This is a genomic window from Pseudoflavonifractor sp. HCP28S3_F10, from assembly GCF_052065415.1.
GTDB lineage: Bacteria > Bacillota > Clostridia > Oscillospirales > Oscillospiraceae > Pseudoflavonifractor_A.
This window is the reverse complement of the sequence record NZ_JBQHUB010000026.1, coordinates 24,964-39,598: the sequence shown is the minus strand read 5'-3', so window position 1 is coordinate 39,598 and position 14,635 is coordinate 24,964. Positions and strand designations below refer to the sequence as shown.

The following is a 14,635-nucleotide window of genomic DNA, read 5'->3' as shown; positions in this document are numbered from 1 at the left end:
AAAAGCCCCTCTGCTCTCGGTGGACCTCATGCCCGCGAGAGTGGGCCTCATTTCCCGTGAAGGTGGACTTCTTTCCCCGTGCAGATGGACTTGTGGCTACGAAATTTACAGGCAAAGAGAAAGGATTTCTCCAACACCGGGTAGAAACCACTGCGTCCGGTGTCATTTTAGCGAAAGCGGGCAGGAATGCCCTTTACAGGATTAGTAGTAGCAGAAAAAGAGAAACAAACTTTTGTGGTTGCAGTTTTCCAAAAAAGTGGCGGACGGAAGTGAGAGAAAGTTTGCAGTCACGGAGAGCAAGTTTCTACCACGGTGCCAAAATCCGCAATTCTGCAGTTTTGCCCCTCGCGGGAAACTTGTTGGGGAGTGCCTTCCCCAAACCCTGCTCATGCGCCCTTACGGGCGAGAAAGGAGGTCACACCATGCGAAAGAAATACAACACGCCCCACCGCAGCCGCGTTGTGAAAACCCGGCTGTCCGAAGATGAGTATGCCGACTTCACAGCGCGGCTTGCGCCCTATGGTATCAGCCAGTCCGAATTTCTCCGGCAGGCGATACGGCGGGCGACCATACGCCCGGTTGTCCATGTGTCGTCGGTCAATGACGAGTTGCTTTCCGCTGTCGGGAAGCTGACAGCCGAGTACGGCAGGATCGGCGGCAACCTCAATCAGATTGCCCGGTATCTGAACGAATACGGCGTACCCTACAACACCCTTTCCGGCGAGGTACGCGCCGCCATATCCGACCTTGCCGTCCTCAAGTATGAAGTCCTCAAGAAAGTAGGTGACGCGGTTGGCAACACTCAAGCATATCAACTCTAAAAACGCCGACTACGGAGCCGCCGAGCAATATCTTCTCTTTGAGCATGACGAGTTTACCATGAAGCCCGTCCTTGATGAAACCGGCAGGCTTATCCCCCGCGAGGACTACCGGCTGTCCACGCTGAACTGCGACGGGGAGGATTTTGCCGTTGCGTGTATGCGGGCCAATCTCCGCTATCAGAAAAACCAGCGGCGGGAAGATGTGAAAAGCCACCACTACATCATCAGCTTTGACCCGCGGGACGGGCCGGACAACGGCCTGACCGTAGACCGGGCGCAGGCGTTGGGGGAACAATTCTGTAAAGAGCATTTTCCCGGCCACCAGGCCCTTGTCTGCACCCACCCGGACGGGCATAACCACAGCGGCAACATTCATGTGCATATCGTCATAAACAGCCTGCGGATTGAGGAAGTGCCGTTCCTGCCCTACATGGACAGGCCGGCCGATACGAAAGTCGGCTGCAAGCACCGATGTACCGACGCTGCCCTGCGCTACTTCAAATCCGAAGTCATGGAGATGTGCCACCGGGAGGGGCTTTATCAAATCGACCTCTTGAACGGCAGCAAGAACCGCGTCACCGACCGGGAGTATTGGGCGCAGAAAAAGGGACAGGCCGCGCTGGACAAGCAGAACGCCCCCATGATTGCCGATAGTATCACGCCCCGGCAGACCAAGTTTGAAACGAACAAGGAGAAGCTGCGGCAGACCCTACGGAAAGCCCTTGCCACCGCCGCCAGCTTTGACGAGTTTTCCTCTCTGTTGCTGCAGGAGGGTGTGACCGTCAAGGAGAGCCGGGGGCGGCTTTCCTACCTCACGCCGGACAGGACAAAGCCAATTACCGCCCGGAAGCTGGGCGACGATTTTGACCGCGCCGCTGTCTTTGCCGTTTTAGAGCAAAACGCCGCCAGAGCAGCCGAAGCGCCAGCCAGATCCCCCGATCCCCCACGCACCATAAAAGACCGCTTGCAGGTTGCCAGAGCCGAGATAGCCGCCCCGAAACAGGACGGAGTGCAGCGGCTTGTGGACATTGAGCAGAAAATGGCCGAGGGCAAAGGCCGGGGCTATGAACGCTGGGCGAAGATACACAATCTGAAGCAGGCCGCCAAAACGCTGTCCGTCTACCAGCAATACGGCTTTACTTCCCCGGAGCAGTTAGAAGCCGCCGTTGACACCGCCTATCAGAAAATGCGCCAGACCAGCGGCGAACTGAAAGCACTGGAAACGAAGCTGCAAGGGAAAAAGAAGTTGCAGCGGCAGGTGTTGGCCTACGCCCAGACCAAGGCCGCCCGCGACGGGCTGCGGGCACAGAAATCCGAGAAAGCCCGCGCCGCATACCGGCAGGCCCATGAGAGCGATTTTATCATAGCCGACGCAGCAGCCCGGTATTTCAAGGCGCATGGCATTACCAAGCTGCCCGCCCGGAAAGCGTTGCAGGCCGAGATCGAGCAGCTTATCTCCGAGAAAGACGGCCTGTATAACACCTATCACGAACAGAAACAGCGGTTCAAGGAGTTGCAGACCGTCAAGCGGAACATCGACCAGATTTTGCGCCGGGACGAGCCGCACCGCAGAAAGGAGCAGAGCCATGAGCGATAACCTGCCCCACATGGACTACCGCCAGCACCGGCGGGCGCGGCGGCTGGTACATGAGTGCTGTAACTACGATGAGGGGAACTGCCTGCTATTGGACGACGGGGAGCCTTGCGTGTGCGTCCAGAGCATTTCCTTTTCCCTCATGTGCCACTGGTTCCGTGTGGCTGTCCTGCCCCTTGACGGGGAGCTGGCCGCAGCCCTCTTGTGCCGGGGAAGCCGGAAACGGTGTGCCGTCTGCGGGGCGGCCTTTGTCCCCAAATCCAACCGGGGAAAATACTGCCCCGACTGCGCCGGGCGCATGAAGAAAATCAAAGCCGCCGAGAGAAAGCGGAAACAAAGGCAGAGATGTCACGCTTTAGAGCCTTTCAAACCCGCATAAATCAAGGCTTTTTTCGTGGGTGTCAAAGGGTACGCGATACATTTATCCTTTTCCCCCGGAAACGGCGTTTTAATGCGTGACAATACGCCAAAATCAACCCGAACACAGGGAGGTGATCCTATCGCTGATTATATCAGGGCAGACACGCGGCTGCCCGCCTATCTGCCGTATCCCCGTTTCCTGCTGAAAATGGAGATTTCACAGACCGCCAAGCTGCTGTATTCGCTGCTGTTAGACCGTTCCACCCTCTCCCAGAAAAACAAGTGGCTGGACGACGAGGGCAGGATTTATATTATCTATCCCATCGCGGAGATAGCAGAAATACTGGATAAAGGCAGCACCACCATCAAGGGGGCGCTTAATGAACTGGACACGGCGGGGCTGTTGGAACGGGAACGGGGCGGCTTCTCCGCACCGAACCGGCTTTATGTCAAAGTACCGCCAGTGCCACAGGTACAGTTTTCAGACCAACTGATGGCCGGAAGTCCGCCCCTCATAGAGCCGGAAAACCGTCCTACTGATGGTCAGAAAACCGACCTTATGATGGTCGGAAAACCGTCCCCTAACCAAACTACTATAAACAACCTTACAGAGAGCCAAACAAAGGGAGTGAGTGGGGGGCCGTCCGCGCCCTATGGCCGATATGGAAATATTTTTCTGTCACAGACCGAATACGACGAGTTGCAGGCAGAGTACCCTGACAGGCTGGAACGGTTCATCGAGGAAATGAGCCGCTACCTTGCCGCCAACGGGAAAAGCTACCAGAACTATGCCGCCGCCCTGCGGATATGGGCGGGGAACGACAAAAAGGAAGCCCCTAAAAAGGGCATACCAGACTACTCATGCAAGGAGGGCGAGAGTTTATGAAGAATGAAATCAACGCGGTTTTGGAGAATATGACGACCACCATCCCGGAGCCGGAGGACTACACCGGCGAGGACGGTTTACTGTACTGCGGCAAGTGCCGCAAGCCGAAAGAAGCCTATTTTGCGCCGGATAAGGCCGCTATCTTCGGGCGCGACCGCCACCCGGCAGAGTGCGACTGCCAGAGAACCGCCCGCGAGGAACGGGAAGCCGCCGAAAAGCGGCGCAGACACCTTGACACCGTGGAAGAACTGAAACGCCGGGGCTTTACCGACCCCACCATGCGGGACTGGACTTTCGAGAACGACAACGGCAGGAACCCGCAGACCGGGCTTGCCCGCCGGTATGTGGAGCATTGGGAAGATATGCGGACAGACAATATCGGCTGCCTGTTCTGGGGCGGCGTAGGCACCGGCAAAAGCTACCTTGCAGGCTGTATCGCAAACGCCCTCATGGAGAAAGAAATCCCCGTCCGCATGACGAACTTTGCTCTTATCCTCAATGACCTTGCCGCCAGCTTTGAGGGGCGCAACGAGTACATTTCCCGCCTTTGTCGTTATCCGCTGCTGATCCTTGACGACTTCGGCATGGAACGCGGGACGGAATACGGGCTGGAACAGGTGTTCAATGTGATTGACAGCCGTTACCGCAGCGGCAAGCCGCTGATCGTCACGACCAACCTTACGCTGGACGACCTGCACAACCCGGAGGACACCGCCCATTCCCGGATTTATGACCGCCTGCTTTCCATGTGCGTCCCGGTACGCTTTACCGGCGACAACTTCCGGCAGGAAACCGCCAAGCGGAAAATGGAGAGCATGAAGAAACTGATTACCGACTGAAAGGAGTATTGCCTATGGCAGATAACAAGCAGCACGACACCCGCACCACCCGCCGCCCTGACTGTGTGACGGAAATCCGCATGGGCAATTCCGTCCTTGTCGTGTCCGGCTATTTCAAGAAAGACACCACAACCACAGCCGCCGACAAAATGGCGCGGGTACTGGAAGCGGAAGCCGCTGCTACACAGGAGCCGACTTATCCGGCGTGAACCGGGGCATGGAAAAGCGGCCATGCCAGGGAGCATGACCGCTGGAACGAAAATCGGAAGTGCTTTCGCAATTCTTAATCTCATTCTCTATAAAATAATTTGCAATTTCAAAGGCTTTTATTCTTCTCTTTGCCAATGTGATTTGTGATTTATAACGCTCGGAATTATCCTTTGATTCAAATGTTTTTACTGTTTCTCTTAGCTTGTGCAGAGTTGAATCAATTTGCCTTTTGGCCGCGGTTAATTCATCTATTGTATACTTCATGTTTTCTCCTTTAACTTCTGATTTTTTTGTTAAATCAGAGTATACCACGGAGTTATGAACTTTTCTACTGCAAATATGGGACGACAACCCATACCATAAAAATCGGAAAATTGAAAAGCTGTAAAGAAGCAAATTTAACGCTTTTGCCGCTGTACAGCCCCCGCCGTTCCGTGGTACAATGAAACCACGGAATAGTGGGGCTGGCTGTCGGAAACGGAGGATTTTATGTTAAGACAAGCCACCCAAAACCTCATTACCGCCCTTTATCCGAGATTGTCCCACGAGGATGAATTGCAAGGCGAGAGTAATTCCATATCGAACCAAAAAAGGATACTCGAAACCTACGCAAAACAGAACGGCTTTACCAATCTGCGCTGGTACACCGACGACGGTTTTTCCGGCGCGAACTTCCAGCGGCCCGGATTTCAAGCCATGCTTGCGGACATTGAAGCCGGGAAAGTGGGTACGGTCATCGTCAAGGACATGAGCCGGTTAGGGCGAAACTACTTGCAGGTAGGGTTTTACACGGAAATGCTGTTCCCTCAAAAGGGTGTGCGTTTTATCGCTGTCAACGATAATGTGGACAGTGCCAGCGAGGGCATGGACAACGATTTTACCCCGCTGCGAAATCTGTTCAATGAATGGCTGGTGAGAGATACGAGCAAGAAAATCAAGGCAGTGAAAAAGTCAAAAGGCATGAGCGGCAAGCCTGTTACCAGCAAGCCGGTTTACGGCTATGTGATGGACGAGGACGAGAATTTTATTATAGACGAGGAAGCCGCCCCGGTGGTGCAGCAGATTTACCAGCTTTGCCTTGCCGGGAACGGCCCGACCAAGATTGCCCGTATGCTGACGGAGCAGCAAATCCCCACGCCGGGGACGCTGGAATATCAGCGGACAGGCAGCACCCGCCGTTATCACCCAGGCTATGAGTGCAAATGGGCGACCAACACCGTCGTTCATATCCTCGAAAACCGAGAGTACACCGGATGTCTGGTGAACTTCAAAACGGAAAAGCCTTCTTATAAGGTCAAGCACAGCATAGAGAACCCCGTCGAGAAGCAGGCCATTTTCGAGAACCACCATGAGCCGATCATCGACAAGGAAACATGGGAACGGGTGCAGGAGTTACGCAAACAGCGCAAACGCCCGAACCGCTACGATGAAGTGGGGCTGTTCTCCGGGATTTTGTTCTGCGCCGACTGCGGCCATGTGCTGTATCAGCAGCGGTATCAGAACAAAGACCGCAAACAGGACTGCTACATCTGCGGCAGCTACAAGAAGCGCACCCGCAACTGTACGGCGCACTTTATCCGCACCGATCTGTTGACCGCTGGTGTCCTGGCAAATCTCCGGCAAGTGACCGAATACGCAGCCAAGCATGAGAGCCGGTTTGTGAAACTACTTGTCCAGCAGAACGAGATCGGCGGCAAGCGAAAGACCGCCGCAGCCATCAAGCAGCTTGAACAGGCGCAGGAACGCATTTCTGAAATCAGCCGCATTATCAAGCGGCTGTATGAGGACAATGTAAACGGCAAAATCAGCGATGAGCGTTTCATGGAACTGTCGGCTGACTACGAAGCCGAGCAAGCGGAGCTGAAAAAGAGAGCCGCCGCCCTGCAAGCCGAACTGGACAAGTCACAGGCAGCTACCGTCAACGCCGAGAAATTTATGGGCATTGTCCGCAAGCACCTTGCCTTTGAAGAACTGACCCCCACTCTCTTGCGGGAAATGATCGAGAAAATTGTGGTGCATGAGTGCAGCTATGATGAGAACGGCACCCGCAGGCAGGACATTGAGATTTATTACAGCTTTGTCGGCAAGATTGACTTGCCCGAATAACCGCCCGACCTATCCGACACAATGGCCAAGTGTCGGATAGGAACGGCAAAATTTTTTGCACTTCTATTGCTTCTTTATCACACATAAGCAAAATCGCAGGGCGTCAAGCAGCTTGTCGCGGGCGGCGGCGTCGCCCTGATCGGCGTGACCCTGATCCCCCTGCTGTCCGGCCTGCTTGGCTGAGCGGCGGCAGGACCATCCCACCCGGAGGCTCCCGTTTCACGGCGGGAGCCCCCGAAAGGAGGTGTGACCACCCGTGATAATTGAAATGATCCAGGAGTGGTTCAAGGAGCTGCTGATCGACGGCATCATCTCCAACCTCTCCGGGACCTTTGACACCGTGAATACGAAGGTGGGCGAGATCGCCGGCGAGGTGGGCATGACGCCGGCCGGCTGGAACGGCGGCATCTTCAACATGATCCGCGGCCTCTCTGAAACGGTCATTGTCCCCATCGCCGGTATCATCCTCACCTTCGTCATGTGCTATGAGCTGATCCAACTCATCGTGGAAAAGAATAATCTCCACGATTTTGACACCTGGCTTTTCTGGAAGTGGATCTTCAAGACCTTCTGCGCGGTGCTCATCGTCACCAACACCTGGAACATCGTTATGGCGGTATTCGATATGGCGCAGAGCGTGGTCAATCAGAGCGCCGGCGTCATCATCTCCGACGCGGGGATCGACATTTCCGGTGTGGTCGGCAATTTGGAAACGACCCTGGCGGACTGGAGCATCGGTTCTTTGCTGGGCCTGTGGTTTCAGAGCATTTTTGTGGGCCTCTGCTCCCATATCCTCACCATCGCCATCTTCCTTGTGATCTACGGAAGAATGATCGAGGTGTATTTGACCGTATCCGTGGGGCCGATCCCCTTTGCCACGATGGCCAACCGGGAGTGGGGCCAGACGGGGCAGAACTATTTGAAGTCCCTGCTGGCCCTGGGCTTTCAGGCGTTTCTCATTATGGTCTGCGTGGGCATCTACGCGGTCCTGGTGCAGAATATCGCCGTGGGGGATGATATCACCGTGGCGATCTGGGAGTGCCTGGGCTATACGGTGCTGCTGTGCTACACGCTGTTTCGCACCGGCAGCCTTGCAAAGAGCCTGTTCGGGGCGCATTGACGGGAGGCGGCCATGAAAAAATACAAGGTCATCTACGCGGATCCGCCCTGGGCCTATAAGGTCTGGAGCAAGAAGGGCGCGGGACGCAGCGCCGAGAGCCATTACCCCACCATGGACATAGCGTCCATCAAGGCCCTGCCAGTGGGGGAGCTGGCGGACAAGGACTGCGCCCTGTTTCTCTGGATCACCTTCCCCATGCTGCGGGAGGCCTGGGGCGTCATGGACGCCTGGGGTTTCACCTTTAAGACCGTAGCCTTCGTCTGGATCAAGCAGTGCCGGAAGTCGGACGGCCTGTTCACCGGCATGGGCTACTGGACGCGGGCCAACGCGGAGATCTGCCTGCTGGCGACCCGCGGACGCCCGAAGCGGGCGGCGCGGGATGTGAAGCAGGTCATCCTCTCCCACGTGGAGCGGCACAGCCAGAAGCCGGAGGAGGCGCGGCGGCGGATCGAAGCCCTCATGGGGGACGTGCCCCGTATTGAGCTGTTCGCGAGAGCCTCACCGCCCGGCTGGGATGTGTGGGGAAATGAAGTTGCAAGCGATATCCGGCTTGCGGAAAGGATGTGAACCATTGGCATACGTAACGGTCCCGAAGGACCTGACAAAAATCAAGAGCAAGATGCTGTTCGGCCTGACGAAGCGGCAGCTTGTGTGTTTCGGATCGGCAGCGCTTGTTGGAGTGCCGCTTTTCTTTTTGAGCAAGGGCAGCATGGGTACGACGCCGGCGGCGCTGTGCATGATCCTTGTGATGCTGCCCTTTTTCCTGTTCGCCCTGTATGAGAAGAACGGGCAGACCCCGGAGGCGCTGCTGGGCAATCTGATCCAGTGCAAATTCATCCGTCCGAAAAAGCGTGTCTATCAGACAAACAACGCCTATTCCGCTTTGGAAAAGCAGGCGGAGCTGGAGCGGACGGTGGGGCGGATCGCCTCCGGCGCGGGGAAAAGAGGCAAGGGCCGGCGCAGGCTCACACGGCAGGAGCGAAAGCAGATCGAGGCCGTCATCCGGCAGGCCAAGGGGGACGGCAAGAATCACACCGTACAGGCAAGCCTCCCCTTCCGCAATATGCACCCGGACGGTCTGTGCCGTCTGGACGACCGGCATTTTTCCAAAACCATCGCCTACGCCGACGTCAGCTACCGTCTGGCGGGGCCGGACGATCAGCGGGATATCTTTGAACGCCTCTGCGATTTCTATAACGGCTATGACCCATCCATCGGCGTGCAAATGACCCTGAGCAGCAGCCACAAGGCCGGCGGCGGGGACCTGTTCCGCATGGCGGCCCAGGGGGACGATCTGGACGGGATCCGCGCCGAGGCCTCCGGCATCCTGCAAACACAGTATGAGCGCGGCAGCAACGGCTATGTGAAAAGCAAGTATGTCACGCTGACCATCGAGGCGGAGAGCATCCAGGCGGCGCGGGCAAGGTTTTCCCGCATCGAGGCGGACACCCTGAACCGCTTCAAGGTCATGGGCGCGGCGGCAAAGGTGCTGGACGGCAAGGAGCGTCTGGCACTGCTGCACGGTCTCCTCCATCCCAGAGGGGAGCCCTTTGCCTTTGAATGGGACTGGCTCCCGGCAAGCGGCCTTTCCGTCAAGGACTTTATCGCGCCGTCCTCCTTCGAGTTTGGGGAGACGCGGCGCTTCCGCATGGGCGAAATGTACGGCGCGGTGTCCTTCTTGCAGATATTGGCCCCGGAGATCCAGGACCGTATCCTCACGGATTTCATGGATGTGGAGGGAAACCTTCTCGTCACCATGCATGTCCGCGGCATCAACCAGAACGAGGCAATCAAGATGGTCAAGCGTAAGATCACCGATCTGGACGCCATGAAGATCCAGGAGCAGAAGAAGGCCGCACGCAGCGGCTACGATCTGGATATCCTCCCCTCTGACCTCTCCACCTACGGCGGCGCGGCGAAAAATCTCTTGCAGGATTTACAGAGCCGCAACGAGCGAATGTTCAATATGACCTTCCTCATGCTGCATCTGGCGCCCACGAAGCAAAAGCTGGAGATCGCCGTTTCCCAGTCGGCCAGCGTTGCCCAGACCCATAACTGCATCCTGACCCGGCTGGACTTCCAGCAGGAGGACGGGCTGATGTCCTCGCTGCCGCTGGGCCTTAACCGTATCAGGATCGAACGCAGCCTCACCACTTCGGCACTGGCGGTGTTCGTGCCCTTTGTGACCCAGGAGCTTTTCATGGGCGGGGACGCCATGTATTACGGGCTCAACGCCCTGTCCGGCAACATGATCCTGCTGGACCGCAAGCAGTCCCGTTGTCCCAACGGTCTTGTATTCGGTATGATCCGCAAAGCTGACGGCGTTGAAGATCAGGTGGTTATGAACATGATCCCGGTCTATGTGGGTGGTCAGGACAAACTCGTACCTGCCACCCAGGATCTCCCGCGCCAGCTCCATGCCGATCTCATGGGCCTGCTCCGGCGTGACCTCCCCAGGCTGAAAGGCTTGGATCAGGTGACGGCCCAGGTTCGTTCCCTTGTCGATGGCGTGGCGGCGGGTCCAGGCAAATTCGATATCCGCAGTCTCGGCGGCGCAGCCATAGGCGGAGACCAGCAGCTTCCCGTCCGTCTTTTCCGGGTTGCAGATATAGTCAATGGCCGCTTTCAGCGTTGACTTGATAGGATGCGTCTTTGTAACTGCCATATCTCATCCAGCCTCTCCTGTATCTCCCGCATATCCGCTTTGTACGCGCCGCCTCCCGCGTTGATCCGCTTGGCGATCTGGTTGATGTTCCGGCCGATGGCGGACAGGGCGGCGTTCATCCGCTTGATATCCGTGGTGTCAAGCTGGATGATATACCCGTCTATCGCCATCTTCCGCAGATACGCCCCGTACCGCCGTGTGGGGAGCTGCGCCATCTTTTCATCTATGAGCCGTTTTTCCTCCTCCGTCACATAGAACTTTATCTGAATGTTCCGCTTTCGGTTCGCCATGGGCAGCCTCCGTTTCTCATTAAGGGTCTGGGATATCCCAGCAAGCAATTTTGACTGTTCGGGCAAGGGACCTGAACAGCGCAAAATCCGCAAGCGGGTACTCGCTTGCTGTGCTTGCTGACTACTTCGCATCCCCGTATTTCCCCCTCTACCCATACTACAAGCTGAACAAGGCGTTTTGGCCAGTTTCGGAGGGTTCTTTCAAAAATAATCTATGGCAACACCGCACAATTAAAGCTGCGGCGCTTTGTGGAAATTCTGCGCCCTGATGTCGCCCGGATTTCTTGCAATACGGCAAGTATTGCTGCAAAACCGCGCCTAATCAGCACACAAAATTTGCTTACAAATCGCTCTTATCCAATTACGCGGTATTGCCCTATATATTTTGACATCCGCACGCTGGGACCGTTCCGGGAAGGGCTGCGGTCTCTTGGGGAAGCGACTCCCACACGCAGGAATCTCCCGGAAAATCTCAGGCAGCGCCCTAATATTTCGGCAGGACCAGCCGCTTTTCCACTACCTCGGCCACAAGCTGCAGGGTGTTCAGGCAGCCCGTTTTCTGCAAAATATTTTTGATGTGGTACTTGACGGTGTTCGGCTTAATATCCAAGTCCGCCGCGATCTCTTCGTATTTCCTGCCCTGCGCCAGTTCCCGGATAATGTCAAATTCCCGACTGGTAAATTCGTGGCTGTCGCTGCACCCGATGCGAATTATGGGTGTGTCCTGGGGGTAGACCTGCTCGCCCGCCATTACCCGGTCGCAGACCTCTATCAGGGAATCACTGCCAAATTCCTTATACCAAAAGCCGTCACAGCCACAGGCTTTCGCTTTCTGGATAAAGGAGTGCTCGGGCATGGAGGTCATAATGATAATTTTGATTTTGGGATTGTACTGCTTGATTTTTGCCGCGGCTTTTAGCCCGGATTCTTCCTCAGCGGTGCACACGTCCATCAAAATCAAATCCACGCACCCTCGGAGGCAGGCGATTTCTGCGTTGGCCGCATTTTCTATGGAGACATACAGGGTATATTCCCCCGACCTGGCAATCTGACGTTCAATGGCGTCTCGGGTAATTCGGGAGTCCTCCACTACTAAAACCTGGGTCATACCCGGCCTCCTTTCTGCGGTCCGTCACAATCCATGGGAATCTCTACAAGCAGGATAACGCCGCCGTCACAGAGTTCTTCCAGGGATGCTCCTTCCTGCTCCAGCTGTTGCCGCAGCGTACCTAAGCCGTTGCCCTCTATGATTTTTGAAACGGGTAAGCTGCCATTGTCGGATATTTTTATATGGTACCTTTGCCCGTTTGGACTTATCTTTACCGTCAGTTCGGTAGCGTCCGCGTGGCGTACCGCGTTGGTGAGTCCTTCCCGGATGGCGGCGTACAGCAGCTGCAATGCCTTGCGCTGGGTGGGTTGTTCCCCAATAAAGGTCACCTTGCAGCCAATTAGTTCCGCCACCTGGATCAGTTCGGATTGCAGGGAGACGCCGGGCTCTGTCCGCACCGTAGGGATGTTGGAAAAATCCCGGATGGTGTTGCGCCAGTTTTCCCGCAGCGTGCCGGTATTTTCCGCAAGGCTGCCCTCCGCGGCAGCTCTGGTGGTGGCCAACAGGCAGTGGCCCAACTCGTCGTGAATCTGCATTTTTGCGGCGAGGATTTCTCTGCTCAGGTTGACTTCCACAATGCTGTCCAACAGGTCTTCCTGCCGTTTCTGCATTTCCCGGAGCCGCAGGGTGTTCTCATACAATTCTTCGCTGAGCCGGTAGAACTCCGTAATTTCCGCTGCTTCCAGTTGCATGGTGTCAGCGTCAAGAACACGCCGCTCAAACCGCCAGACCGAGCCGTCCGAGATCCGGAAGAACATCTGACGAACGCGTGCATCTCCGCTGCCCGGCTCCTTCGGCAGCCAGGACTGCTCCAGTTTTTTCACACTGTTTTTATCGGACAGACTTGCCAGCTCGTCCCATATGCCGCTGGCGTTCAGAAGGGTGTGTCCGGTCAGCTCCAGCATCAATCGGTTCATCTTTTCATTGACCAGGATGACCCGCCCGTCCAGGGAAAAGAAACAAATTCCACCGGGATAGGAATCGATTCCTCTTTTGATCATCTTGGCCGGTATTTTCTTTTTCATGATGGGTCCGCCCCTCCTTCCGGCAAAAGTAACAGCCGGTAGCCGTCCTGCGTTTTTTCTGCCAGGAGCCTGTATCCATCCTCCGGGGACGGGGGGACAAACTCCTTATCTGTACCGGTAATCTCAAAGCAGGCTATGTTGTCCACCCGGATTGTCAATGAGACCAGGTGGAAATCCGCCTCTTCTAAAATTGCTTCCAAAGTTTTCATAATGAGAAGGATGAGCCTGGGTCCTAACTCCTGCGGAGGACAAAAGTCCAAGCTTGTCCGTATGTTGAGATTTTCCAGACACTTGGCCATGTCCTGTAAACTGATAGCCAAATCTTCATTGGGAATCATCTGCCTTTCCTGGCAGGTGAGCTGTAAGTTGCAGAATCGCTTTATGTAGGTGCCAATCAGGCAGACGCGGTTCCAGTCGTCCACTGAAAGGGTTTCCTTCGACAAAAGCGACGTCAGCAGGGCCAGTTGCACGGACACCTCTGAGGACAGCTTATCATAAATATCGTTGCGGGCTTGGACGCTGGCCTCGTCGGAGCGGACCCGTATCTCCTGTGCCAGCAGGTTCCGCTTTTCTTCCAATTCCCCGTACAGGCTTTGCAGTTCCCGCAGAGTCTGGTGGAGCTGCGACAGGTCCGTCTGCCAAATCATGTACCCCCCGGGGAGCTGGTGCAGGTTCAGGATGCTGTCCTCCGTGATGGGGTATTGCTGCTCCCACCGCAATGCTTCCCACATAGCGGGCGTGATTTCCACTGCGGTTTCCGATAACGCGATGGCCTCCCCGTCTGGAGAGAGGAACTGCATGGCTACCGTGGACCGCTGGAACACCTCGCCGTACTGGGTGTTGATGGGGATAAGCCCGGTCAGGATATAGAGATTCCAGCACAGCACCAGAATGAAAATCAGGCCCGCCGAAAACTCCACAAGCTCAAACCTTACCACATAGGCCGTGGCCGCATAGGGGAGGCTGAATAAAAGCAGAAAAACCGGCTCGTAGAAGGGAGCCAGCTTCCGGTAAAAGGGAGCGGAGCCAGCCGTGCCGCTGCGCCGGTAAATCACATATATCTGATATACGATCATGCTGAGTGCCCATATATAGACGATGCCAATGCCGATGTACGGATGGAAATACAGGTTTGGTTGGGCCTCCTCCGGTACAATGTAAAAGAAAAAATGGCGCAGGTCGTCGGTCAGCGCCAGCACACTCAGCAGGCAGGCCGGGATCAGCAGCAGGAGCCATCTCCTGTTGATCCGGTAATCCTCGCCCTTGCCCAGATAGAATGAGGCGTACAGACCGAAAAGCGGTATAAAAACCACTGCAGTTACAATAAAATACCCGGTAAAACGCATCCATGAAACATTGATATAAAGAAACGCGTCCTGAACAAACCGCACCGTCAGGTACAGGATACTGACAACGTTTTGCGCGGTCAGGTTGACGCGCATACGTTTCTGGGTAATTTTCGTGTGGATAACGCGCTGCCAGTCAAAGAGCAGCAGCAGGTACACCACCCAGACAATATAGGGCCGCAGAAAATCCCAGGGCCAATACCGCATACTGAACAGCCGGTAGGCGGAGACAAGGAGCAGCAGAGCGGCCTCCGCGGAAATCCTG

The 14,635-nt window shown here is 55.8% G+C and carries 14 protein-coding genes and 3 pseudogenes; 11 read left to right on the top strand and 6 right to left on the bottom strand.

The window, feature by feature from the left end; genetic code table 11:
* Positions 1-422 precede the first annotated feature (422 nt).
* From ACTNBZ_RS10860 to ACTNBZ_RS10835, 6 genes are read left to right on the top strand one after another with little or no spacing between them, the layout of a single operon-like run.
* Entirely contained in the window at positions 423-821 is a 399-nt protein-coding gene (locus ACTNBZ_RS10860) for a plasmid mobilization protein (RefSeq protein WP_002596229.1), read from the top strand.
* Positions 793-2,418: a relaxase/mobilization nuclease domain-containing protein gene (locus ACTNBZ_RS10855; protein WP_002596230.1), complete on the top strand. Its 1,626-nt coding sequence runs from the start codon at positions 793-795 to the stop codon at positions 2,416-2,418. Before ACTNBZ_RS10860 ends, ACTNBZ_RS10855 begins: the two co-directional genes overlap by 29 nt.
* Complete coding sequence (locus ACTNBZ_RS10850) at positions 2,408-2,794, top strand: cysteine-rich VLP domain-containing protein (protein ID WP_002596231.1); 387 nt, start codon at positions 2,408-2,410, stop codon at positions 2,792-2,794. The genes ACTNBZ_RS10855 and ACTNBZ_RS10850 overlap by 11 nt, the downstream gene beginning before the upstream one ends.
* 15 nt (positions 2,795-2,809) lie before the next feature.
* A complete protein-coding gene (locus ACTNBZ_RS10845) occupies positions 2,810-3,661 on the top strand; it encodes a replication initiator protein A (protein ID WP_002596232.1) in 852 nt (283 codons plus the stop codon).
* On the top strand, positions 3,658-4,500 hold the full coding sequence (locus tag ACTNBZ_RS10840; protein WP_002596233.1) for an ATP-binding protein: 843 nt from the start codon (positions 3,658-3,660) through the stop codon (positions 4,498-4,500). The genes ACTNBZ_RS10845 and ACTNBZ_RS10840 overlap by 4 nt, the downstream gene beginning before the upstream one ends.
* 14 nt (positions 4,501-4,514) lie before the next feature.
* Positions 4,515-4,709 (top strand): transposon-encoded TnpW family protein, encoded by a 195-nt coding sequence (locus ACTNBZ_RS10835; protein ID WP_002596234.1) that lies wholly within the window; start codon positions 4,515-4,517, stop codon positions 4,707-4,709.
* Here ACTNBZ_RS10835 and ACTNBZ_RS10830 read toward each other — a convergent pair.
* Positions 4,681-4,974, bottom strand: coding sequence for a hypothetical protein (locus ACTNBZ_RS10830; protein ID WP_441209820.1), 294 nt, complete (start codon positions 4,972-4,974; stop codon positions 4,681-4,683). The two genes, ACTNBZ_RS10835 and ACTNBZ_RS10830, sit on opposite strands and share 29 nt — an antisense overlap.
* A gap of 225 nt (positions 4,975-5,199) precedes the next feature.
* Here ACTNBZ_RS10830 and ACTNBZ_RS10825 point away from each other — a divergent pair, with 225 nt between their 5' ends.
* The 5 genes and pseudogenes from ACTNBZ_RS10825 to ACTNBZ_RS10805 all read left to right on the top strand — a co-directional run.
* Positions 5,200-6,816, top strand: coding sequence for a recombinase family protein (locus ACTNBZ_RS10825; protein WP_002596236.1), 1,617 nt, complete (start codon positions 5,200-5,202; stop codon positions 6,814-6,816).
* 87 nt (positions 6,817-6,903) lie between these two features.
* Positions 6,904-6,999 (top strand): annotated as a pseudogene (locus ACTNBZ_RS10820) (Maff2 family mobile element protein); the annotation flags it as partial.
* Between the two features lie 73 nt (positions 7,000-7,072).
* Entirely contained in the window at positions 7,073-7,936 is an 864-nt protein-coding gene (locus ACTNBZ_RS10815; RefSeq protein ID WP_242975341.1) for a VirB6/TrbL-like conjugal transfer protein, CD1112 family, read from the top strand.
* A gap of 12 nt (positions 7,937-7,948) precedes the next feature.
* Complete coding sequence (locus tag ACTNBZ_RS10810) at positions 7,949-8,503, top strand: MT-A70 family methyltransferase (RefSeq protein WP_441209818.1); 555 nt, start codon at positions 7,949-7,951, stop codon at positions 8,501-8,503.
* A pseudogene (locus ACTNBZ_RS10805) lies at positions 8,451-10,181 on the top strand (VirB4-like conjugal transfer ATPase, CD1110 family); the annotation flags it as partial. The gene ACTNBZ_RS10810 and the pseudogene ACTNBZ_RS10805, both read left to right, overlap by 53 nt.
* A 48-nt stretch (positions 10,182-10,229) precedes the next feature.
* Here ACTNBZ_RS10805 and ACTNBZ_RS10800 read toward each other — a convergent pair.
* The 5 genes and pseudogenes from ACTNBZ_RS10800 to ACTNBZ_RS10780 all read right to left on the bottom strand — a co-directional run.
* Positions 10,230-10,601: pseudogene (locus ACTNBZ_RS10800) on the bottom strand (relaxase/mobilization nuclease domain-containing protein); the annotation flags it as partial.
* Positions 10,562-10,891, bottom strand: a complete 330-nt coding sequence (locus ACTNBZ_RS10795) for a plasmid mobilization protein (protein ID WP_441209816.1) — start codon at positions 10,889-10,891, stop codon at positions 10,562-10,564. The pseudogene ACTNBZ_RS10800 and the gene ACTNBZ_RS10795, both read right to left, overlap by 40 nt.
* 484 nt (positions 10,892-11,375) lie before the next feature.
* On the bottom strand, positions 11,376-11,999 hold the full coding sequence (locus tag ACTNBZ_RS10790) for a response regulator transcription factor (RefSeq protein WP_441209814.1): 624 nt from the start codon (positions 11,997-11,999) through the stop codon (positions 11,376-11,378).
* The gene (locus ACTNBZ_RS10785; protein WP_441209812.1) at positions 11,996-13,024 is read right to left on the bottom strand and encodes a sensor histidine kinase; all 1,029 of its coding nucleotides are present in this window, start codon (positions 13,022-13,024) and stop codon (positions 11,996-11,998) included. Before ACTNBZ_RS10785 ends, ACTNBZ_RS10790 begins: the two co-directional genes overlap by 4 nt.
* Positions 13,021-14,577: a hypothetical protein gene (locus tag ACTNBZ_RS10780; RefSeq protein WP_441209810.1), complete on the bottom strand. Its 1,557-nt coding sequence runs from the start codon at positions 14,575-14,577 to the stop codon at positions 13,021-13,023. Before ACTNBZ_RS10780 ends, ACTNBZ_RS10785 begins: the two co-directional genes overlap by 4 nt.
* Positions 14,578-14,635: the final 58 nt, after the last annotated feature.

Excerpts from the sequence above, each read along its gene's own strand:
- ACTNBZ_RS10780 (WP_441209810.1), bottom strand. The coding sequence starts at position 14,577 with ATGCGGTATTGGCCCTGGGATTTTCTGCGGCCCTATATTGTCTGGGTG.
- ACTNBZ_RS10840 (WP_002596233.1), top strand. The coding sequence starts at position 3,658 with ATGAAGAATGAAATCAACGCGGTTTTGGAGAATATGACGACCACCATC.
- ACTNBZ_RS10785 (WP_441209812.1), bottom strand. The coding sequence starts at position 13,024 with ATGAAAAAGAAAATACCGGCCAAGATGATCAAAAGAGGAATCGATTCC.
- ACTNBZ_RS10860 (WP_002596229.1), top strand. The coding sequence starts at position 423 with ATGCGAAAGAAATACAACACGCCCCACCGCAGCCGCGTTGTGAAAACC.
- ACTNBZ_RS10810 (WP_441209818.1), top strand. The coding sequence starts at position 7,949 with ATGAAAAAATACAAGGTCATCTACGCGGATCCGCCCTGGGCCTATAAG.
- ACTNBZ_RS10790 (WP_441209814.1), bottom strand. The coding sequence starts at position 11,999 with ATGACCCAGGTTTTAGTAGTGGAGGACTCCCGAATTACCCGAGACGCC.
- ACTNBZ_RS10830 (WP_441209820.1), bottom strand. The coding sequence starts at position 4,974 with ATGAAGTATACAATAGATGAATTAACCGCGGCCAAAAGGCAAATTGAT.
- ACTNBZ_RS10835 (WP_002596234.1), top strand. The coding sequence starts at position 4,515 with ATGGCAGATAACAAGCAGCACGACACCCGCACCACCCGCCGCCCTGAC.
- ACTNBZ_RS10825 (WP_002596236.1), top strand. The coding sequence starts at position 5,200 with ATGTTAAGACAAGCCACCCAAAACCTCATTACCGCCCTTTATCCGAGA.
- ACTNBZ_RS10850 (WP_002596231.1), top strand. The coding sequence starts at position 2,408 with ATGAGCGATAACCTGCCCCACATGGACTACCGCCAGCACCGGCGGGCG.
- ACTNBZ_RS10795 (WP_441209816.1), bottom strand. The coding sequence starts at position 10,891 with ATGGCGAACCGAAAGCGGAACATTCAGATAAAGTTCTATGTGACGGAG.